Origin of the sequence: Pseudomonas sp. B1-22 (assembly GCF_050474425.1) — a bacterium.
Classification (GTDB): Bacteria; Pseudomonadota; Gammaproteobacteria; order Pseudomonadales; family Pseudomonadaceae; genus Pseudomonas.
The window spans coordinates 239,614-261,941 of the sequence record NZ_JBCHVH010000007.1; the positions used below are offsets into that span (position 1 = coordinate 239,614).

Here is a 22,328-nt window from a genome sequence, read left to right on the forward strand (position 1 = left end):
TTGACCGATCCGATGGGTACTGAAATGGATAATCAGGGCAAGGCGCGCGCCGCATTCCTTCTTCGCCCCCACACCCACGCTCTGGCTCTGGAGCAACGCATTCTCTTCGACGGCGCCGCCGCAGCGGCAGTCGACCAGCAACACCACGACTCCCAGCCCACCGAGGCCAAGGACAGCACCCCGCCCGCCACCGCCGTGGAGGCACGCGCCCAGGCCGCCGCGCCCGCGCCCGGCGCACCGCGCAACCTGGTGGTGATCGACGCGCGCCTGGAGAACCGCGACCAGCTGGCCGCCAACCTGCCGGTCGGCACCACCGCGCTGGTGGTCGACGCAGGCCAGGACGCCATTGCCGCCATCAGCAACGCCCTGGCGCAACTGGGCAAGGTGGACTCCATCCAGGTGTTCTCCCATGGCGCCACGGGTCAATTCACCCTTGGCAGCCAGACCTTCACCGCACAGACCGTCGACCAGCTCGGCGAACGCCTGAGCGCCTGGCGCAGCGAGCTCAGCCCCGGCGCGGACATCCAGCTCTACGGCTGCGACACGGGCGCCGGCAGCGCGGGGCAGACCCTGGTCAACGAGCTGGCTCGCTGGACCGGCGCCGACGTCGGCGCGTCGAGCAATACCACCGGTTCCACCGCTGCCGGCGGCGACTGGAACCTGGAAGTTCGCGCAGGCGATCTGGACAAGAACATCGCCCTCTCCGCCTCGACCCTCGACCACTTCCAGGGCCTGCTGGCCAATGCCAGCCCGACCGTGAGCATCAGCATCCCCAGCCCCGACGTCCTGCTCGGCGATCAGTTCACCTTCAACGTCGACCTGCGCAACACCTCCAGCCAGGTCGGTTTCGCGCCCTACATCGACCTGTTCCTGCCCGCCACCGGCAAGGACGGCGACGACGGCATCCGCTTCGTCAGCGCCAGCTACCTGGGGCATGCGGTCAAATCCTACGTAGTGACCTTCGACGCGGCCGGCAACGCCACCCACCCGCTGGCCAAGGACGCCAGCGGCAAGGCGCTGGTGATCACCGCCGCCAGCGTCGGCATGAAGCCGGGCGACCAGTTCGTGGTACTGCAGGTGCCCTACGCCAGCGTCTCGCAGGACCAGCCGGTCATTTCCCTGCAGGTCACCGCGACCCTTAGCAACCTCGCCGACACCAGCCTCACCACCGGCAGCCCGGACCTGACCATCAACGCCCGTGGCGGCTTCGAATACGGCAACGACTCGCTGAACAACCCCACGGTCGACCCCAGCCTGGTGGAGGCCAGCCTTCACCCCCTGGTGATCCACCCGACCCTGCTCGACATCACCCAGAGCATCAACATGACCGAAGGCGAGACCGCCACCGGTCCCAACTTCGTGCACACGCAAACCGTCACCGTCACCCCGGCCGACGGCCAGACGCTGCACAACGTGGTGGTCACCCAGAGCGTGCCGGCGGACGTGCGGGTCACCGCCATCACCCCCGGCGCCGGTGGCACCCTGACCTCGGTGACCCTGCGCAACGGCACGGTGCTGACCAATCCGGCGCTGATCAATGCGGCCATCGCCGACCCGAACATCTTCGTCGTTTCCTACAGCATCACCTATGCGACCCTGAGCGCGCCGACCAGCTCCACCGTGGACTTCTACGTGCCGGAAGTCGGGGCCGACGGCGACCCGGTGATCGACCCCACCACGGGCAATCCCGTCACCATCGGCTTCGGCGCGCCCACCGCCACCGGGCAGTGGACGCCGCTGGACCCGCGCGACGTGACGCCCCCCGCCACCGATGTCGACTTCAGCGCCACCGGCGACGGCACCGGCGCGCAGTTCGTGGCCAAGAGCATTACCCTGCAGAAGCAGGCGCTGCTGCAGAACGACATCGGCAGCACCGGCCTGAGCCCGGGCGACACCCTGCGCTATGTGCTCAACGTGGCGCTGTCGGACTACTTCGCCTTCGGCGAGAACCTCCTGCGCGAAGGCCAGTTCACCGTCACCGACACCCTCGCCGATGGCCAGCGCATCGTCGGCACGCCGACCATGACCATCAGCCAGAACGGCGTCCCCCAGACCATCGCCCTGGTCTACAGCGCCGTTGCCAACGCCGACGGCACCACCACCCTCACCGTCGATATCGGCGCATCGATACTCAACGCCGTGAACAACCTGGGGCTGGGCGCGCTGTACGGTGACCTGGCCTTCGACGACGTACAGACCGCCGCCACCACCGCGGTCATCAGCTACAACGCGATCATCAACCAGGCCTATACCACCAGCCACCCGCCGCACACCGAGATCAACGAAGGCGACCGCCTGGGCAACAACGCGACGGTGAGCGCCACCGTCCTCGAAGATGCCATCAACATCGGGGCCCTGCAGAGCGACGGCTCCAGCACCCTCAGCACCATTCCCACCAGCCAGGTCGACATCAACCTGCTCAAGGTCAATGGCGGCAATCCACCGGCCGATGGCGAGCTGCGCCCCGGCGACGTGGTGACCTTCCAGCTGTCCTATAACCTGGTCACCGGCGACTACGAGAACTTCAGCCTCACCGCCTACCTGCCCTTGCCCCTGCTCAACGTCAGCGGTATCGGCTGGAGCGTCGGCAACGGCGTCGGCCAGTGGAGCCTCGGCGCCGGCAACAGCGACCCGGCACGCGCGATCACCGTCAGCAGCGGCGCCGGCAACTCGGTGGTGTTCAACTTCGGCAACTACACGGTCAACCAGACCACCGGCGGGCGCATCGAGCTGACCTTCACCCTGCGCGTGGGCGACCAGCCTTTCGCCGACCAGCGCTCGCTGGACGTGCTGGCGCAATCCAGCCAGACCACCACGATCGACAAGACCGTGCTGGTGTCGTCCGACGTCGCGGTGGTCCAGTCGATCGCCGAGCCCGTGCTCAACATCAAGCACGGCGTGGTCTCCAGCTACAACGGCACGGTGACCGGGACCACCGGCACCTGGAACAAGCCGGGCACCAGCGGTGTGCCCTTCGGCGGCAGCGTCACCGACCTTGCCGCCATCGACGGCAATATCACCGGCATCGACGGCGGCGACATGCTGCGTCTGGCCACGGCCATCGAGAACACCGGTGGCGGCGGCGCCTTCGACGTGGTCACCAGCATCACCCTGCCCCCGGACCTGGCCTTCGTCGGCGGCAGCCTGGCGGCGGCCAACCTGCAGATCTACCGGGGCGACGGCACCCTGCTGCGCGCAGGCGTGGACTACAGCGTCTCCGGCAGCCAGATCACCTTCCTCGATGCCAACTTCACCGCCAGCCTGCTGCCGGGCCGCGCCGGGACCACGGCGGACACCAGCGGGCAGAACATCGTCGTCATCACCTACGACGTCGTCGCCAACAACGCCATCGCCGCCGGCCGCACGCTGCAGAGCACGGCGATCCTGAGCAACTACGCCAGCGTCAACAACGGCACCGACTTCACCCCCACCGACCTCACCGACATCGCCAGCCAGCAGGTGGCCGCCCCGGAAATCCGCAAGGTGTTCGCCGGCGGCAGCCTGAGCGACAACGACTCCAGCGCCAGCCACACCACCGGCAACAACCTGGTGGTGGGCGAGAGCATGCTCTACGACATCGTCGTCACCCTGCCCGAGGGCACCACGCGCAACCTCTCGATCGACGACCTGATCCCCGCCGGCCTGCGCCTGGACACCAGCTTCAACGGTGGCCGGGGCTACCAGTTGATCCTCACCGCCGCAGGCAGCGGCGGCTCGCTCAGCCGGGACTTCCTCGGCAGCATCGTCATCAGCGGCATGAGTGGCGTGGGCGGCACGCTGGGCGCCGACGGCGTCGATGCACGCTTCGCCTTCAGCGCCTCCACGGCCGGCGTCGACAACGAGGCCGGCAACAGCAGCTTCGTCATCCGGGTGCAGCTGGTGGTCAGCAACGTCATCGGCAACCAGGCGACCCGCTCGCTGCAGAACGACGCCCGGCTGGTTTACCAGGACCCGGACGGCGACACCCCCAACGGCACGACCCCGCTGGACCGCACCGTCAACCGCAGTGGCGGAGCACCGACGGTCATCGTCCGCGAGCCGACCCTGCAGATCACCCAGGCCATCACCTCCACCCCCGGCATCGGCGGCTACGACCAGGGCGACCGGGTGGACTTCACCGTCACCATCAGCAATGGCAACGGCGCCAACGACTACGCGGCGTTCGACATCAACCTGCTGGACATCCTGCCCACCGAGCTGGACAACATCACCCTCACCGGCGTGCTCTACCAGGGCGGCGCCACCAACAACGGCGGCGTCGACTTCGTCATCCAGAACGGCCAGCTGATCACCGCCAATGGCGCCAACATCGACATCGCCAAGGGCGGCAGCATCACCCTGCGCCTCACCGGCGTGGTCAATGCCACGGCGGCCGGCCAGGCGACCTTCGCCAACAACGCACGGGTGCAATGGACCAGCCTGGATGGCACAAACGCTAGCGAACGCACCGGCGCCGACGGGGTGCTCAACGGCGGCACGCTCAACGACTACCGGCAGATTTCCGCGCTGCTCTTCCCGGTCTCCAACGGCATCCTGATCTCCCGCGTCGGCGGCCTGCCGGATACCCCGCCGCCCAGCGACGGCGCCGGCGTCACCACCTCCGCGATCAACGAGAACGTGGCCGTCGGCGAACTGATCCGCTACCGCGTGGTGGTCCTGGTGCCGGCCGGCGACAACCCCAATTACCAGCTGCGCCTCGAACTGGCCGCCGGGCTGCAATTCCTCCCGGCCGACCTGAACAACATCCTCATCGCGCTGGTCTCGGACAATCCCAACGGCCTGACCACCGACGCCAGCCTGATCAAGGGCGGGACCCTGTGGATGGCCGGCAGCGAAGCCAGCCCGGTGGCCGGGTACATCACGCCCGACCTCAGCGGCGTGAACCCCACCGGCATATTCGACGGCAATGCCACCCACCTGAACATCGTCACCAACGCCAATGGCAGCCAGACCGTCACCTTCAACCTGGGCAACGTGATCAACCGCGAAACCGTGGACGGCAACATCGAGGGCATCGTCCTCGACTTCAACGTGCGGGTCACCAACGTCGCCAGCAACCAGGCGGGCTCGACCCTGGGTGTGAAGGCCATTGAGCACGTCGGCCTGCCCGGCCAGGACGTCGACCGCGGCACCAGCAACACCCTGCTCGAACACGTGGTGGAGCCCAGCTTCGACCGCGTGCACAAGCAGGTCGTCGACATCCAGCCGGGGCCCAGTACCACCACCGCCACGGTGTCGGTGGACTTCACCCAGAACGGCGGCGTCCCCGCCTACAACGTGCACCTGCAGGACCAGTTCCCCAGCGGCAGCAACTACCAGGTGCAGAGCATCCTGCTCAACGGAACCGCGCTGAACCTCGGCAGCCTGCCCGCGGGCATACGGGTCAGCACCGGCGGCGCCCTCTCGGTGGACTTCGACCGCCTGGCGGTGGGCGACAAGGTGCAGGTCATCTACCGCGTCACCGTGCCCAGCGCAGTGGTGGTCGACAACGCCGCCAGCTCCGCGGTGCTGACCTGGACCAGCCTGCCGACCAGCTTCGAGACCGGCGGCTGGGGCGGCTCGGTGCCCGGCGCCGCCGGCACCGCCAGCGGCGAACGCACCGGCCAGGACGGCGCAGCCGGGCTGAACAACTATGTGCTCAGCGACGGCGTGGGCTTGGGCGTCGTCCAGGGCACCCTGTGGAACGACACCAACTCGGCCACCGGCAGCATCACCCCCGACGGCCCCGGCTTTGCCGGACGCGCCGTGCAGCTGACCTGGGCCGGCGCCGACAACAGCTTCGGCACCGCCGATGACCGCGTGTTCAACACCGTCACCGACGCCAACGGCCAGTACAAGTTCGCCGTGCTGCCGACCGGCAACTACCTGGTGGTCATGCCCAAGTCCTTCCAGCTCGCCGCCGACAACCGCTTCAACGTGCGCATCGACACCGATACCGGCACCAGCGCCAGCGGCCTGGGCAGCGTCGCCCTGTCGCTGGGCGAAGGCGCCGTGCGCAATGCCGACGCCGGCTACGTGCACCTCAACGAAGCGCCGGTCAATACCCTCGCCGGCCAGCATGGCCGCGAAGACACCGTGCTGCACCTGCTGGGCCTGGCCGTCGCCGACGCCGATGCCGGCAGCGGCATCCTCAGCGTCACCCTGAGCGTCCAGCAAGGTGTGCTCTGGCAGACCGCCACCGCCCCCGGCCCCAATGCCGTACCGCCGGGCGGCGCCGGGCGCAGCCTGACGCTGACCGGTACCCTGGCGCAGCTGAACGTGCTGCTGTCGCAGGTCTATTACAAGGGCGACCAGGACTTCAACACCTTCCGCAACGCCGAAACCCTGACCATGACCACCAATGACCAGGGCAATTTCGGCGACGCCAACGGCGACGGTATTCCCGGCCAGAACCCGGCCGATGCGCTGACCGATGTCGACCAGGTGCAGATCATCGTCGACCCGGTCAACGACGCCCCCATCGCGCGCAACGACGCCGCCGATGCGGTGGAAGCCGGCGGCACCAACAACCAGACGCCGGGCAGCAATCCGTCGTTCAACGCGCTGGCCAACGACAGCGATGTCGACATCGCCACCAACAACGACGTCATCCGGGTCGCCACCGCGGGCCGCCAGGGCGGCACTCAGTTCCTGGTGCCGAACGGCTCGTTCCAGGCCATTGCCGGCGGGCATGGCCTGCTGGTGATCTACAGCTCCGGGGCGGTGACCTACACCGTCGACAACACTGACGCCGCCGTCCAGGCGCTGCGGCAGTTCAGCGATACCCTGACGGACACCTTCACCTACACCATCACCGACCTGGCCGGTGCCACCTCCACCGCCACCATTACCATCACCATCCACGGCGCCAACGACGCCCCAGTGGCCGTCGACGATCCCGACAGCGCCGCCGAGGCCGGCGGCGTGAACAACAGCAGCGGCGGCCAGGACGCCGTCGGCAACGTGCTGACCAATGACACCGACGTCGATCAGTTCGGTGAAACCAAGACGGTCACCGGCATCCGCACCCTGCGCGAACGGGTCCCCGGCCCGATCACCGACGTGGTCAGCGGCGTACCGCAGGTCATCGTCGGCACCTACGGCACCCTGACCATCAACTCCGACGGCTCGTACCGCTATGTGGTCGACAACACCAAGACCGCCGTCGAGCGGCTGGTGCCCGGCGACACCCTGAACGAGTACTTCACCTACCGGGTGACCGATGCCGGCGGCCTCAGCGACCTGGCCGAGCTGCGCATCACCATCAGCGGCAACCACGACAACCCGGTGGCCAGCGATGACCGCGCCGTGGCCCAGGCCGCGGCCACCAACGATCCGACGCTGGAAAGCAACCCCACCGGCAACGTCATCCTCTTCCCCAGCCGCCCCGGCTCGATCACCCAGCCCGGCGGCAACGGCGTGGACACCGACGTCGACCGTATCGACCGGCCGAGCTCCAAGCTCTCGGTGATCGGCATCGGCTCGATGCGCGAGGACCCGTCGACCCCGCTCGCTGGCGTCGGCGCCGGCACCACCTCCAGCAACGGTACGGCCATCAGCGCCTCCTACGCCGAGATCAATGGCGCCGTCGTGACCGACCCCGATCCCTTCGGCACCCTGACCATCGGCGCCGATGGCTCCTTCAGGTTCGACGTCAACAGTGACAACGCTACCATCCAGGGCCTGCCGGCCGGCCAGGCGGTGGTGGTCTACTACACCTACGAGATCGTCGACCAGGAAGGGCTCAAGGATCGCGCGCAACTGGTCATCACCATCCGTGGCGTCAACGACCCGCCCGTGGCGCAGATCGTCGTGGCCACCGCCGTCGAAAAAGGCGGCATCGGCAACAACACCGGCGGCAGTGATCCGAGCGGCGACATCACCCTCAACGCCACCGACCCGGACGGCGACCTGATCAGCGTGTATTCGGTGAACGGCCAGACCTTCCCGGTCGATCCGAGCCGGCCGCTGGTGGTCAACGGCACCTACGGCACCCTGACCATCTTCCGCGACGGCACCTACCGCTACGCGCTGAACAATAACGACCCGACCGTCGATGGCCTGCGCCTGAACACCGACCACCTGTTCGACGGCTTCACCTACGTGCTCGCCGACGACAACGCCTCCGTCGGTCTCTCCGAGCCGTCCTTCGTCCTCATCGTCATCCACGGCGCCAACGACAACCCGGTGGCCACCGACGATGGCGCGGTGTCGGTTGAAGCCGGCGGCGTCAACAACAACCAGCCCGGCAGCGACCCCAGCGGCAACGTGCTGGACAACGACAGCGACGTGGACGCGGTCGACCTCGGCGAAACCAAGGCCGTCGACTCGGTGCGCACCGGCAGCGAGTTCGCCACCGGCACCGCCGGCAGCCTGGGCGTGGAACTGCGCGGCACCTATGGCTGGCTGACGCTCAATGCCGACGGCAGCTACCACTACCGGCTGGACAACAGCGACCCGCGTGTGCAGGCGCTGCGCAGTGCTGCCGACCAGCTGACGGACGACTTCACCTACGCGGTAATCGACACCGCGGGCGCCCAGGATCTGGCCACCCTGCGCATCACCATCCACGGCGCCAACGACACGCCGGTGGCGCAAAACGACAATGTCATCGCCATCGAAAAGGGCGGCCGCGACAACAACCTCCCCGGTTTCAACCCCAGCGGCAACGTCCTGGCCAACGACAGCGACGTGGACGCCGGCGACACCCTGGTGGTGACCGGTGTCCGCCAGGGCCTGAACAACGGCGCCCTGGGTACCGCCTTCGTCGGCACCTACGGCACCCTCACCCTCAACGCCGACGGTACCTTCAGCTACGTCCTGGACAACGACAACCCGCTGGTCGAGGCGTTGCGCAACGACAACGACAGGCTGGAAGAAACCTTCACCTACAGCATCCGCGACCTGGCCGGCGCCACCTCGGTGGCCCAACTGACCATCAGCATCCACGGTCGCAACGACGCGCCCCACGCGCCCGCCCTGGCAGTCTTCGCCACCGAGGCCGGCGGTACCTTCAACGGCACCCCCGGCATATCACCCACCGGCAACTCGCTCACCGATGTCCGCGACGTGGATGCCTACGGCGAAACCCGCCTGGTGAATGGCATCCGCAACGGCGACCGCTCGTCCAACGGCACCTTCAATGCCGTCGGCAACGCCGATACCACCCTGCTCGGCCGCTACGGCGTGCTGCACATCCGGGCGGACGGTCAGTTCCAGTACTTCATCAACAACCGCCTGCCGGAGGTGGAAGCGCTGAAGCCCGGCGAGAGCCTGGTGGAGTTCTTCTCCTACCAGGTCGTCGACGCCGATGGCGCCAGCGACATCGGCGTGCTGCGCGTCACCGTCCTCGGCGCCTGGGACGCCCCCGTTGCTCATGACGACCTGTCCCTGGCCCTGGCGCAGACCCAGAACGGCGGCACCGGCTACAACCCCAGCGGCAACGTGCTGAACAACGACACCGACGTGGACGCAGGCGACGGCAAGGTGGTCAGCGGCATCCGCGTCGGCACCGAGGCGGCCGGCGGCACGCTGGAGGCGGTGACTGCGGGCACCAGCAACGCCGACGGCACCCTCATCCAGGGGCTGTACGGGCAACTGATCATCGGCTCCGACGGCAGCTACACCTACAACGTCGACTCGAACAACCCGGCGGTGCAGGCGCTTTCCCTGCTGGAGACGCTGGTCGAACGCTTCACCTATGAAGTACGCGACAACGGCGGCCTGGTCGACCTGGCCCAGTTGAACATCATCGTCTTTGGCCGCAACGACGCGCCCCACGCCAACCCCGACGCGGCTGAAGCCATCGAGGCCGGCGGCCTGCACAACGCAACGCCGGGGTTCAACCCCAGCGGCAACGTGGTGGCCAACGACACCGACCTGGAAGGCGACACGCTCACCGTGTTCGACATCCGCACCGGGGGCGATGCCTCCGGGCCGGCCAACGGCGTGGTCGGCACCCCGCTGCGCGGCCTCTACGGCACCCTGCTGATGAATGCCGACGGCAGCTGGAGCTACGAGGTCGACAACAGCCTTCCCGCCGTGGAAGCCCTGCGCCTCTCCGGCCAGACGCTGACCGAGGTCTTCACCTATGGCATCCATGACAAGTTCAACGCCTCGGACTACGCCCGCCTGACCATCGTCATCCGCGGCGCCAACGACACGCCGATTGCCCGCGACGATGCCGCCACCGCCGTGGAAGCCGGCGGCGTGAACAACGGCACCCCTGGCGTCGACCCCAGCGGCAACGTGCTGGACAACGACAGCGACGTCGACAGCGTGGCCAACGGCGAAACCCGCCAGGTGGTGCAGTTCAGCGCCCAGAACGGCCGCAGCGCCAACGCCGGGCAAAGCCTGCAGGGGCTTTACGGCACCCTGGTGATCAATGCCGACGGCAGCTACCGCTACCTGGTGGACAACAGCAACCCCACCGTGCAGGCCCTGCGCAGTGCCGGCGAGACCCTCACCGAAGTCTTCACCTACCGCATGCGCGACACCGCCGGGGCCACCTCCGACGCGCGCCTGACCCTGACCATCCAGGGCGCCAACGACAACCCGGTGGCACGCGACGACAGCAACTTCGCCAGCGACCAGGTACCGGCGCCGCACACCAGCGGCAACGTGCTGCCCAACGACAGCGACGTGGATGGCGGCGACCGGCTCAGCGTCAGCGGCATCCGCACCGGCCAGGAGAACGAAAGCGGCACCGCAGGCACCGTCGGCCAGCCCATCGCCGGCCGCTACGGCACCCTCGTGCTCAATGCGGACGGCAGCTACACCTACACCATCGACCTGAGCAATCCCGAGGTGCTGGCGGCGGCTGGCCTCGGGCAGGTGCTGAAGGACTACTTCACCTACACCGTCAGCGATCTTGCCGGCGCCACCGACCAGGCGTTGCTGACTATCACCCTGGACATCTCGACGCCCTACATCCCGCCGGGCCCCTACGTCGGCCTCTTCGCCGAGGACGGCCGCCCGCTCGACCCGGTGCTGGGGCTGGAGCCGGCGATCTTCGTGCAGCCGGTGGTGGAGCGCATCGACCACAACCTCTCGCTGTCCGCCTGGGGTGCGGACGGCAGCAACATCAACCTCTTCGCCACCCCGGAAATCCAGAGCCTGTCCCTCGGTGCCCAGCTCGGCCAGATCAAGGGCCAGTTCGTCGCCCGCGCGGTGGGCGAAAGCCGTCGCGCCAGCGACCTGGACAAGCGCTGGGTGGAGGGCCGCCACGGCGTCACCAGCCTCAGCGCCGACGGCCTGCTGCCCGACCCGTCGCTGTGGGCGCCACTGCCCGGCGACATGGTGGCCAAACCCGACAAGACCGCGCAGACCGCAAGGGGCTTCCGCGCCCAGCTGCGCGACGCCGCCCAACGCAGGAGCGGCAACCCATGATGCTTCGCAACAATCACGGATGGAGCCCTTACGGATGGAGCGAGGACTGAACATGCCCGCATACGCCCTGAAATGCCTGAGCGCCACGATTGCCAGCAGCGTTCTGCTGGCGGCCTGCTCGCACTTCGAACCCAAGCCCTACACCCAGGACGAAATGCGCCAGCGGGTCATCGAAGACCAGGCTCGGATGTACAAGGAACAGGAGCCGGTGAACGGGCCGATCACCTTCTACGAGGCCTCGGCGCGCGCGTTGAAATACAACCTCGACTATCGCCTGAAGCTGCTGGAAAGCGCGCTGGCCTCCGACCTGCGCGACGTCACCAGCCACGAGATGCTGCCGCGGGTGGTGGCCTCCGCCGGCTACGCCGGGCGCAACAACGACTCGGGCGGCACCTCCATCGGCATCGAGGACCGCCAGGTCAGCCTGCGCCCGTCCACCTCCGAGGAGCGCTACCGCACCCTCTACAGCCTTGGCCTGTCCTGGAGCCTTCTGGACTTCGGCGTCGCCTACTACCGCACCCAGCAGAAGAACGACCAGATGCTGATGGCCGAGGAGCGCCGCGAGAAGGTCGCGCAGAACGTCCTGCAGGACGTGCGCAACGCTTACTGGCGAGCCCTGGGCGCCCAGCGCCTGCTGCCGGAAGTGGACGGCCTGCTGATGCGCACCCACCGCGCGCTGACCGCCGCCCGCGAGGCCGAGGGCAAGGGCCTGCTGCCGCGCCAGGACATCCTCGCCTACCAGCGCGCCCTGCTCGACTCGGTGTACATGCTCACCGTGCGCCGCCAGGACCTGGAATTCGCCCGCGCCGAACTGGCCGCGCTGATGTCGCTGCCACCGAACACGAAAATGGTCCTGGCCGATATCGGCGAACAGCCGCTGCCGCTGGTGACCAACAACACCGACCAGCTGGAGCGCCTGTCCCTGGAGCACCGCCCGGAAATCATGGAGGAGTGGTACCGCAAACGCGTCGACATGAACGACCTGAAGATCGCCAAGGCCCAGCTGTGGCCGAACCTCAGCTTCAACTACGGCTACGAGTACGACTCCAACAAGTACCTCTACAACAACGACTGGAACCAGACCGGCATCAATGTCTCGATGAACCTGCTGCGCCTGCTGCAGTACCCGGACATCCAGGCCGCCGAAGAGAGCCAGGAGAAGACCGACGACATGCGCCGCACCGCGCTGTCCATGGCCATCCTCACCCAGGTGCGGGTGGGCCTGCTGCGCTACCAGCTGGCGCGCCAGGAAGTAGAATTCGCCGACGAAAGCCTGCGGGTGGACAAGAGCCTGCTCGACTACGCCCAGTCCGCCCGTGGCGCCGCCCTGGGCAGCGAACTGGAGCTGATCCGCGCCGAAGGCCGCTACCTGCTCTCGCGTTACCAGCGCGAAGCCGCCTACTCCGACGCCCAGGCGGCCTGGGGGCGGCTGTACAACTCGGTGGGCTTCGAGGTGATGCCCAAGGAAGTCCAGAGCCACGACGTGAAGACCCTGGCGCGGGAAATCCAGCGCACCCTCGAACAGCAGTCCAGCACCAACCTGCTCGTCAGCAGCGTATCCCGTGCTGAAGAAGGAAGCGCCAATGCCGCACCCGTGCAATAAGCCGTACCTGCTCCTCCCGCTCTGCCTGATGCTGCTGCACCCGGCATGGGCCGACGATGCCCTGCCAACGCCCCCGGACAACGATCCGGGGGCGATCCGCGTGCTGCTGGTCTCCGACCTGGAAACCACCCTTTCCGCGCAGATGAACGGCACCCTCGGCGCGCTCAAGGCCAGCCTCGGCGAGAAGGTCGCCAAGGACGCGCAGCTCGCCCAACTGGGCTGCACGGAAGTGAACGCCCGCGCCAAGGTCGCGGCCGCCGAGCTGAACATGGCCCGCGCCAACCTCGCCGCCAAGCGCAACCTGCGCAAGCTCGACGCCGTGGGCGACCTGGAAGTAGCCCTGGCCAGCACCGAGGTGGAAAAGGCCGACGGCGCCCTCACCCTGGCCCGCGCCCAGGCCGGCTACTGCCTGGTGGACGCACCCTTCGCCGGGCGCATCGCCAAGGTCTACGTCAAGCCGTACCAGACGGTTTCCGCCGGCACGCCGCTGTTCGACCTGGTCAGCGACGGCGCCCTGAAGGTCCGTCTCAACGTGCCCTCCTCGCTGCTGCCGCGCCTGCAAGCGGGGATGCCGCTGCAGGTGGACATCCATGAAACCGGCCAGCACTACCCGGCGAAGATCAGCGCGATCAACGCGCGGGTCGATGCGGTGGCGCAGACCGTGGAGCTGGAGGCCAAGCTGGACGCCAGCTACCCCGAACTGATCGCCGGCATGAGCGGGGTCGCACGCTTCCCCGAAAACCATGAGTGAGCTGCTGCCACCCCCTCAGCTGCTGCTGAGCCTGGCCAACGTCCGCGACCGGGCACTGGCGGCCGACTCGCTGAACGCCCTGGCCTTCAGCATCGCCAACGACCTGTTCCCGCTGCTGCGCTTCCACCAGGCGCTGGTCTTCGCCTGCCACGATGCGCGCAACGAGCTGCTGGCCGTGTCGGGGCTGGCCAAGCCGACAGAGGACTCGCCCTACCTGGTCTGGCTGGAGCGCGCCAGCCGCTGGGTCGCCACGCAACTGCCCGACGCCACGCCGGCCTGGCTCGCCCGCGAAACCCTCGATCCGCCGGCGGACATCGCCGAAGGCTGGGCCGAATGGTGGCCCGCCGGGCTCTGGTGCGTGCCGCTGCACGACCGCGCCGGCCAACGCCAGGGCTTGGTGCTGTTCCTCCTCGACGAAGCGCCCGCGCGCAACCTGCAACCGCTGCTGCAAGGCATCTGGCAGACCTGGGCCCACGCCTGGGCCGCCTTCGGCCCGCGCCCGCGCCTGCGCTTCTGGCGGCCGAGCAAGCGCCAGGTGCTGGTCGGGGTGATTGCCCTCGCCGCACTGCTGCTGATCCCGGTCCGGCAGACCGCCCTGGCGCCGGCCGAGGTCGTCTCGCGCAACGCCCAGGTGATCAGCTCGCCCATCGACGGGGTGATCGCCCGGATGCTGGTGCGCCCCAACCAACCGGTGGAGGTCGGCACGCCGCTGTTCGTGCTGGACGAAACCACCCTGCGCAGCCGCGCCGAGGTGCTGGCCAAGGAAGTCGCCGTGGCCGACGCCGAACTCCTGGCCGCCAGCCAGCGCGCCTTCGACAACCCACAGAGCAAGGGCGAACTCTCGGTGCTCGATGGCCGCGCCCGCCAGCGCCGCGCCGAGCTGGCCGCCGTGCAGGCGCAACTGGCACGCACCCGTGTGCTCTCGCCGCGTGCCGGGGTCGCCGTGTACAGCGACCCCAACGACTGGCTGGGCAAGCCGGTGGTGACCGGCGAGCGCATCCTCCAGGTGGCCGACCCGAGCGAGCCGGGCATGCGCATCCAGTTGCCGGTGGCCGACGCCATCGCCCTGGAGCCGGGGGCGAAAGTGGCGCTGTTCCTCACCGCCTACCCGCTCGACCCGCTGCACGGGGAAATCCTCGACACCAGCTACCAGGCCAAGCCCAGCGACGAAGGCGTGGCCTCCTACCGCCTGCTGGCCAGCGTGGAAAACGCCCCGCCCCATGCTCGCCTGGGTCTGCACGGCACCGCCAAGCTCTACGGCGAGCGCGTGGTGCTCGGCTACTACCTGCTGCGCCGCCCGCTGGCCTCGCTGCGCGCCTGGACCGGCTGGTGACGGGGATGGATGTCGCCGTCGAAGACCTGCCCACCCCGCCACTGCGCGATGACCTGCGCCTGTCCGAAGCCGCGCCCGGCCCTGACGGCGAACCGGTCTGGGTGATCCAGGACAGCGTGCTCAACCGCTTCTACCGCATCGGCTGGCTGGAGTTCGAATGCCTGCTGCGCTGGGAGCAGACGCCCCGGCAGATCAGCGAGCAGATCGCCGAACAGACTGCGCTCAAGCCGGACGCCGAGCAGGTGCTGGGGTTCCGCCAGTTCCTCGAACACCACCAGCTGCTACGTTCCGGGCCGGAGGCGCTGGCGCGCTTGCAGGCCCGCAGCGAGGGCAAGCAATGGACCACCTGGAACTGGTGGCTGCACCACTATCTGTTCTTCCGCATCCCCCTGCTCCGCCCGCAACGCTTCCTGCGCGCCATCGCCGGCAGCCTCGACTGGCTGTTCAATCGCTACGTGGCGACGCTGGTGGTGCTCCTGAGCCTCGCCGGCATCGTGATGGTGACGCACCAGTGGGACACCTTCACCCATGATGTGGTGGAGTCCTTCTCCTTCGAAGGCCTGCTCAGCTTCGCCGCCGCGCTCATGGTGGCCAAGACGCTCCACGAGCTGGGCCACGCGCTGGTGGCGACCCGGCTGGGGCTGAAGGTCGCGCACATGGGCGTCGCCTTCGTGGTGATGTGGCCGATGCTCTACACCGACACCGGGGAAAGCTGGAAGCTGCGCAGCAACCGCCAGCGCCTGGCCATCGCCAGCGCGGGGATCATCACCGAGCTGGGCCTGGCTGGACTGTCGACGCTGGGCTGGGCGCTGGCCGATCCGGGGCCGCTGCGCAATGGCTTGCTGTACCTGGCCACCACCAGCTGGGCGCTGTCCGTCGCACTGAACGCCAGCCCCTTCATGCGCTTCGACGGTTACTTCATCTTCTCCGACCTGCTGGACTTCCCCAACCTGCACGAGCGCGCTGGCGCCCTCGCCCGCACCACGCTGCGGCGCAACCTGCTGGGGCTGGAGGAACCCTGGCCGGAGCCCTTCCCCGCCGGCAAGCGCCGCCTGCTGGTGGCCTTCGCCTTCGGCACCTGGGTCTACCGTCTGCTGCTGTTCCTCGGCATCGCCGTGGCGGTCTACTACTTCTTCTTCAAACTGCTGGGGATCTTCCTGTTCGCCGTGGAAATCAGCTGGTTCATCGTTCAGCCCGTGTGGCGCGAACTCAAGGTCTGGTGGCAGCGCCGCGCAGAAGTGAAACCGCGGCGCAAGCTGGTGTTCCTCGCGGCGCTGGGCGCCCTGTTGCTCCTGCTCGCCATCCCCTGGCGCACCCAGGTGCACGCCATGGGCGTGGCCCGCGCGGCGCAGCAGCTGCACGTCTACGCGCCCTTCCCCGCGCTGCTGCGAGACGTGCGCGCCGGCGGCGAAGTGGCCAAGGGCGAGACCCTGGCGGTGATGGAGGAACCGGACATCGCCGCCAAGGTGCGCGGCAGCGAGGCGAGCATCCGTGGCTACGAAGGCCGCCTGGCGGGCATGCTCGCCGACCCGGCGGGCCTCTCCGAGGAAGCCGTCACCCGCCAGCGCCTGGGGGTGGAATACCAGCAGGCCCGCGCCGCCCGCAACGAGATGGCCCGCCTTACCCTGCAGGCACCCTTCGCCGGGCGCTGGATGGACGTCAGCCCGGAGTGGAAGGCCGGCCAGTGGATCAACAGCCGCGAACCGCTTGGTGTGCTGGTCGACCCGAGTTCCTGGCTGGTGGACGCCTACGTCAAGCAGGACGAAGTCCAGCGCCTCACCGACGGCGGCCGCGTGCGCTTCTACCCCGAAGGCGTGCCCAGCCCCATCGACGGCCAGGTGGTGCTGATCGGCACCACGCGCGTCAGCCAGCTGGAGCAACCGATGCTCGCCTCGCGCTACGGCGGCCCGCTGAACGTCAATGCCCAGGGCGAAGCACTGGTGCCCAACCCGGCACTGTTCCATGTACTGGTGAAACTCGACGCACCGCCGCCGAACCTGCACGAGACCCGTGGTCATCTGCAGATCGACGGAGCACGGCGCAGTTGGCTGGGGGAAGGCGCTACGCGGCTGCTGGCGGTGGCGTTGCGCGAGAGCGGCTTCTAGTTGCGAATGTAGGGCTGGCTGCAGCCAAGGTCAGGCGGCGATACGCCGGACCCAACGCCGATACCGCCAGGTCCGCACCTGCGTATCCAGTTGCTGCTCCAGCAGCGCCAGCGCGGGCGCGACATCCGGGTTGGCGGCCCTGCCGAGGCTCAGGCGGCGCAGTTGGTGCTTCACCATCGCCATGTAGCCGATCGATGCGAGCACCTTGTTCTTCCAGGTGATTGGCCTGAGCATCGGGGCACTTGCGAGCCCCGCCCGCCACTCCCTGGGCAGGTTGGGGTTGATGGCCAGCGCCGTGCCCATTCCCACCATGTCGATGCCGCTCTCCAGCACCTGCTCGGCCACCGGCAACCGGCGTACGCCGCCCGTGACCATCACCGGCATCTGCGCGACGCCGGAAATGTCCTTGGCGAACTCCAGGAAGTAGGCCTCCCGTGCCAGCGTGCGGCCGTCGCGGGCCTGCCCGTGCATGGCCGGTGCTTCATAGCTGCCGCCCGACAGTTCGATCAGGTCCACGCCCAGGGGATTGAGCAGTTCGATGACCCGCTTCGCATCGTCGGTGCTGAACCCGCCGCGCTGGAAGTCGGCCGAGTTGATCTTCACCGCCACCGCGAAGCGCGACTTCACCGCCGCGCGGACTTCCTTGACCACTTCCACCAGCAGGCGGGCCCGGTTCTCGATCGAGCCGCCCCACTGGTCCGTGCGCTTGTTGGTGATCGGCGACAGGAACTGGCTGATCAGGTAGCCGTGCGCCGCATGGATCTGCACGCCGTCGAAGCCGAAGCGTTCGGCGAGTACGGCTGTCCTGACGAAGCGCGCCTTGACCTCCGCGATATCCCCGGCGGTCATCGCCCGTGGTGGAATGAACTGCTTGGAGAAGTTGCCCAGGTCCATGGGGACCTCGGACGGCGCGATGGTGTCCTGCTTCAGCGCCGCCGGCATCTGGCGCCCCGGATGGTTGATCTGCATCCACACATGGCCGCCGTGGGAGCGCGCCGCCTCCGCCCAGGCCCGGAAGCGTTCGCCATGGCGCTCGGACTCCAGCACCACGCCGCCCGGACCGGTCATGGCGCGGTGGTCGATCATGACGTTGCCGGTGATCATCAGGCCGGTTTCTCCCTCGGCCCAGGTGCGATAGAGACGGATCAACGCCTCCGATGGCGCGTGGTCCTTGTCCGCCATGTTTTCTTCCATGGCGGCTTTGGCGAGACGATTCGGAATCACTGCCCCACTGGGCAAGGTCAACGGAGATAAGGCGCTCATCACGGGCTCCAGGATGGGTGATGGCAGCACCATAACCTTGAAGCAAACTTTAAGGTCAAGCGAATATTCCGGAGCAGGGAGAGAGGTCGAATGCTCCGTTCGCCTCTCCCATCCAAGCGCTCCGAACACCTTCAGCTCAGCAGCGCGACCACCCGCTCCGCCGTCGCCTTTGCCGACTGCGGGTTCTGCCCCGTGACCAGCCGACCATCGACGACGACATTGGATACGAACGGCAGCAAGGCCTTCTCGTAGCGTGCGCCGCGGCGCTTCATTTCTTCCTCTGAGTTGTAGGGCACCTGCTTCGCGACACCCGCCAGCACTTCCTCGATCCAGGAATAACCGGTCAGTCGCTTGCCGGCGACCAGCAGGCGGCCGTCCGAAAGCCGGGTATTCAGCAACCCGCAGTAGCCATGGCACACGGAAGACACTATCCCGCCGCGCTCGTAGATTTCCCGGGTGAGCCGCTGCAATCCGGCATCGTCGGGAAAGTCCCACATCACGGCATGCCCACCGGTGAAGTAGATGGCGTCGAAGTCGGCGGAGTCGATGTCCTCCGGCCGCGCCGTGGTCGCCAGGCGCGACATGCTGCCCTCGTCGCTCAGCCAGGCCTTGGCCGTGCGGTCGAGCAGCGGCCATTTCAGGGCGCGCGGCTCCAGGGGCGACAGCCCGCCCCTGGGGCTCACCAGGTGCTGCTCGTAGCCCATGGCGGAAAAGACGTGATAGGCGTGGGTCAGCTCGCTCAGCCACAACCCGGTGGGCTTCGACGGATCGGCGTAATGAGCGACGTTGGTAACGACGTGAAGAATGCGCTTGGCCATGTTTCGGGTGTCCTCCTGTCCAGCCGCCTTCACTCTAAGGTTGAACTCAACTTCAAGGTCAATGCCGTCGTTCCTTATGGCGCACATTCATAGGGCTTATTGAGAAGCGCACGAAATATCATCAGGAACCCCGGAAATCGCCGTGCTGCCCGGTTAAATGCCCCCTCGGGGCTGACTCTCCAGACACGAAAAGCCGTCTTGACCTTAAAGTTTAGTTAAAGGTTAGGGTTCCGCCGGCAAGCCGCTGAAAGCGTGCCGCCAAGGCCACCCATGACTCTGGAGACAGTTGAAGATGAAACTCGGAAGTGTTGCCGCAATAGCCGGACTGTTCGTCAATGCCCTTGCGGCCACCGCCTGGGCCGAAGTTCCGCCAACGAAGTCGGAAAGTACCCTCATCGATATCGCCGCTCATGAGGTGCCCGTGGTCAAGGGCGGCCTGTACGACCGCTACCGTTCGAACCCTCCGCTCTCGGTCATCGCCAGCGAAGCGCCGGATATCGACCTGAGCTGGTTCAAGGGGCTGACCAAGACGAAGGTGGACATCGGCTTCGAATCCTATTCGCCGAACTTCTACTACAGGAACAGCCGGGTCACCGCGGTCTTTACCGCCGATATCGAGAAACTGAGGGAACTGATGCCGGCCAAGGTGCTGGAGCAGGTGCAGCCGCTGCAGATCTGGCCGGGGCGCGGCCTGGTGGCCTTTACCGCCTATTCCTATCACTACTGCGACAATGACAGCTACAACGAGGTCGCCCTCTCGATCATCACCAACAAGCCCGGCAACTCCAACCTCGGTCCGATCACGCTGATCGGCCAGTCAATCTCCAAGGATTTCTGGGGCTATGTGCTCAAGCTTCCGGTGAACACCGAGCTGGCCCGGGTGCGCGGCGTCGTGGGTTACAACCTGCCCAAGTGGCTCACCGGCATAAACGTCAGGGAGGACGAGCACAGCGTCTCCTACGACATCATCGATAGCCAGACGGGGAAAGTGGATGTCGTCTTCCGCGGCGATAAACTCGACGGACTCTCGAAGGACGCTGAGCTGGTGACCAACAGCTTCACCAATACCGACAAGGCCGGTGAGCTGACCTATGGCTATGCGGTTTCGCGGCAACTCAGCCACGCCTCCAGTACCAGTGGCGATTCGGCGCGATTGACGCTCGGCGATGGCAGCCTCTCGGCCTACATCAAGTCGCTGAAGCTGGGGAAGATGATGAAGTATGAATACGTTCCGGACTTCCAGAGCGCGCTGTACGCCCCCAAGCCGCTTGCCACGCTGATCGGGAAGAACTGACCCCGTCGAGCCAGGCCGACAAGGCCTGGCTTTTCCAGGGGGTTACTCCTCGGCTCCCGCCAGGGCCGCGCCGACAGCTTTGCGCGGCTTGGCGAGTGTCCGCGCTTCCTCGCGCAGGCGCTCCAGCACGCGTTGCGTGTTGTCAACGCAGTGCATGCCTTCGGGCTTGCTCTCGATGCCGTCGATGACCAGCAGCAACTGCGCCCTGCTCTGTTTCAGGCGTTCCTGCAGCACCTCGATTTCCACCACCTTGCGCTTGAGGCCGGCGAGCAGTTCGCCGTGCTGCCAGCCATTGGCATTGACCGGCAGCAGGTGACGGATCTCCTCCAGGGAGAACCCCGCACTCTGGGCGCCCGTGATGATCTCCAGAATCCACACGGTGTCTTCGCTGTAGTCCCGGTAACCATTGGCCTTGCGCTCGACGGAATGGATCAGTCCGCTCGCCTCGTAGAAGCGAATGCGCGACGGCGCCAACCCACAGCGCTTCGCCAGCTCTCCAATTCTCATGCCGTACCCTCGAAAAAAGCTTTGACCTTAAAGCTTACTTTAATCCTAGAGTGAACAGACGGCCAAGCGATGGGTTGCCCCATCCAGCGTGCGACAACGCCATGGCCGCTCATGGAAGAGCCCCCGCCAAGCGCAGACCGGCCATGCTCCGGTAAGCGAGCCGTTCCGGGGGGAGCCGGACGGAGCTGTTCGAAGCGCGCGTGCCAGGCCCAGGCGGTCCGCCACCTCAATCGAACCTCGCCCTGTCCGGTGAGAACGGAAATGAACGCCCATCACGAGCGGCAATGACCAGCAAGGCTGATTGCTGGGTGCCGAACTCCACCCACCACAGGAGATGCAAACATGGGACACGTCACTACAAAGGACGGCGTAGAAATCTTCTACAAAGACTGGGGCCCGCGTGATGCCCAGGTGATCCACTTCCACCATGGTTGGCCGCTCAGTGCCGACGATTGGGATGCCCAGATGCTGTTTTTCCTGGCCAACGGCTTCCGCGTCGTCGCCCACGATCGCCGCGGGCATGGGCGTTCCAGCCAGGTCTGGGACGGCCACGACATGGACCACTACGCCGATGACGTGGCCGCGGTGGTGCAGCACCTCGGCACCCAGGGGGCGGTGCATGTCGGCCACTCCACGGGTGGCGGCGAGGTCGTCCACTACATCGCCCGGCATCGCGAGGACCCGGTGCCCAAGGCCGCCATCATCGCTGCGGTCCCTCCGCTGATGGTGAAGACGGCGAGCAATCCCGGCGGCCTGCCCAAGGACGTCTTCGACGACCTCCAGGCCCAGCTCGCGGCCAACCGCGCGCAGTTCTACCACGACATCCCGGCGGGCCCCTTCTATGGCTACAACCGCCCCGGTGCGAAGCCTTCGGAAGGCATCATCTGGAACTGGTGGCGGCAAGGCATGATGGGGTGTGCCAAGGCGCATTACGACGGCATCGTCGCCTTCTCGCAGACGGACTTCACCGAGGACCTGAAGAGCATCGCCATTCCGGTGCTGGTGATGCATGGCGACGATGACCAGATCGTCCCCTATGAAAACTCCGGCCTGCTCTCGGCGAAACTGCTGCAGAACGGCACGCTGAAGACCTACTCCGGCTTCCCGCACGGCATGCCGACCACCCAGGCCGATACCATCAACGCCGACCTGCTCGCCTTCATCCGCGGCTGACAGGCGCGGGAGCCAGGGGTTCGCTCCTGGCTCCCTTCCTCCTTCGGCCGTTCGCGGCCCCGCTGCGTACCCGCCGAACGCCCCTCTCCTGTCGACTCCCACGCGAGACTCGCA

10 protein-coding genes are annotated in these 22,328 nt (G+C 67.2%); 7 read left to right on the top strand and 3 right to left on the bottom strand.

The window, feature by feature from the left end:
* Positions 1 to 24: 24 nt before the first annotated feature.
* From ACQ5BL_RS26050 to ACQ5BL_RS26070, 5 genes are read left to right on the top strand one after another with little or no spacing between them, the layout of a single operon-like run.
* Positions 25 to 11,367, top strand: coding sequence for a VCBS domain-containing protein (locus tag ACQ5BL_RS26050; protein WP_430293337.1), 11,343 nt, complete (start codon positions 25 to 27; stop codon positions 11,365 to 11,367).
* Between the two features lie 52 nt (positions 11,368 to 11,419).
* Positions 11,420 to 12,970 (top strand): TolC family protein, encoded by a 1,551-nt coding sequence (locus ACQ5BL_RS26055; protein WP_243807545.1) that lies wholly within the window; start codon positions 11,420 to 11,422, stop codon positions 12,968 to 12,970.
* The gene (locus ACQ5BL_RS26060) at positions 12,951 to 13,721 is read left to right on the top strand and encodes an efflux RND transporter periplasmic adaptor subunit (RefSeq protein ID WP_207886215.1); all 771 of its coding nucleotides are present in this window, start codon (positions 12,951 to 12,953) and stop codon (positions 13,719 to 13,721) included. The genes ACQ5BL_RS26055 and ACQ5BL_RS26060 overlap by 20 nt, the downstream gene beginning before the upstream one ends.
* Entirely contained in the window at positions 13,714 to 15,054 is a 1,341-nt protein-coding gene (locus ACQ5BL_RS26065) for an efflux RND transporter periplasmic adaptor subunit (RefSeq protein ID WP_243807546.1), read from the top strand. Before ACQ5BL_RS26060 ends, ACQ5BL_RS26065 begins: the two co-directional genes overlap by 8 nt.
* Positions 15,055 to 15,059: 5 nt before the next feature.
* Positions 15,060 to 17,159 (top strand): HlyD family efflux transporter periplasmic adaptor subunit, encoded by a 2,100-nt coding sequence (locus tag ACQ5BL_RS26070; RefSeq protein ID WP_243807547.1) that lies wholly within the window; start codon positions 15,060 to 15,062, stop codon positions 17,157 to 17,159.
* 30 nt (positions 17,160 to 17,189) lie between these two features.
* Here ACQ5BL_RS26070 and ACQ5BL_RS26075 read toward each other — a convergent pair whose 3' ends face one another.
* Both ACQ5BL_RS26075 and ACQ5BL_RS26080 read right to left on the bottom strand, forming a co-directional pair.
* The gene (locus ACQ5BL_RS26075) at positions 17,190 to 18,422 is read right to left on the bottom strand and encodes an NADH:flavin oxidoreductase/NADH oxidase family protein (RefSeq protein WP_243807548.1); all 1,233 of its coding nucleotides are present in this window, start codon (positions 18,420 to 18,422) and stop codon (positions 17,190 to 17,192) included.
* 131 nt (positions 18,423 to 18,553) lie between these two features.
* Positions 18,554 to 19,240 carry a type 1 glutamine amidotransferase domain-containing protein gene (locus ACQ5BL_RS26080; RefSeq protein WP_243807549.1) on the bottom strand — a complete coding sequence of 229 codons (687 nt, stop codon included), beginning with the start codon at positions 19,238 to 19,240 and terminating at the stop codon, positions 18,554 to 18,556.
* A 292-nt stretch (positions 19,241 to 19,532) separates the two neighbouring features.
* Between ACQ5BL_RS26080 and ACQ5BL_RS26085 the strand changes: the two genes are divergently transcribed.
* Positions 19,533 to 20,534: an acetoacetate decarboxylase (ADC) gene (locus tag ACQ5BL_RS26085; protein ID WP_243807550.1), complete on the top strand. Its 1,002-nt coding sequence runs from the start codon at positions 19,533 to 19,535 to the stop codon at positions 20,532 to 20,534.
* Positions 20,535 to 20,576: 42 nt separating this feature from the next.
* Here ACQ5BL_RS26085 and ACQ5BL_RS26090 read toward each other — a convergent pair whose 3' ends face one another.
* Positions 20,577 to 21,041 carry a MerR family transcriptional regulator gene (locus ACQ5BL_RS26090; RefSeq protein WP_243807551.1) on the bottom strand — a complete coding sequence of 155 codons (465 nt, stop codon included), beginning with the start codon at positions 21,039 to 21,041 and terminating at the stop codon, positions 20,577 to 20,579.
* A gap of 342 nt (positions 21,042 to 21,383) precedes the next feature.
* Here ACQ5BL_RS26090 and ACQ5BL_RS26095 point away from each other — a divergent pair, with 342 nt between their 5' ends.
* A complete protein-coding gene (locus ACQ5BL_RS26095; RefSeq protein WP_243807553.1) occupies positions 21,384 to 22,214 on the top strand; it encodes an alpha/beta fold hydrolase in 831 nt (276 codons plus the stop codon).
* The last annotated feature ends 114 nt before the right edge of the window (positions 22,215 to 22,328 follow it).

Coding starts and splice junctions, on each gene's coding strand:
- ACQ5BL_RS26090 (WP_243807551.1), bottom strand. CDS start 21,041: ATGAGAATTGGAGAGCTGGCGAAGCGCTGTGGGTTGGCGCCGTCGCGC.
- ACQ5BL_RS26080 (WP_243807549.1), bottom strand. CDS start 19,240: ATGGCCAAGCGCATTCTTCACGTCGTTACCAACGTCGCTCATTACGCC.
- ACQ5BL_RS26075 (WP_243807548.1), bottom strand. CDS start 18,422: ATGAGCGCCTTATCTCCGTTGACCTTGCCCAGTGGGGCAGTGATTCCG.
- ACQ5BL_RS26085 (WP_243807550.1), top strand. CDS start 19,533: ATGAAACTCGGAAGTGTTGCCGCAATAGCCGGACTGTTCGTCAATGCC.
- ACQ5BL_RS26065 (WP_243807546.1), top strand. CDS start 13,714: ATGAGTGAGCTGCTGCCACCCCCTCAGCTGCTGCTGAGCCTGGCCAAC.
- ACQ5BL_RS26055 (WP_243807545.1), top strand. CDS start 11,420: ATGCCCGCATACGCCCTGAAATGCCTGAGCGCCACGATTGCCAGCAGC.
- ACQ5BL_RS26060 (WP_207886215.1), top strand. CDS start 12,951: ATGCCGCACCCGTGCAATAAGCCGTACCTGCTCCTCCCGCTCTGCCTG.
- ACQ5BL_RS26095 (WP_243807553.1), top strand. CDS start 21,384: ATGGGACACGTCACTACAAAGGACGGCGTAGAAATCTTCTACAAAGAC.
- ACQ5BL_RS26070 (WP_243807547.1), top strand. CDS start 15,060: ATGGATGTCGCCGTCGAAGACCTGCCCACCCCGCCACTGCGCGATGAC.
- ACQ5BL_RS26050 (WP_430293337.1), top strand. CDS start 25: ATGGATAATCAGGGCAAGGCGCGCGCCGCATTCCTTCTTCGCCCCCAC.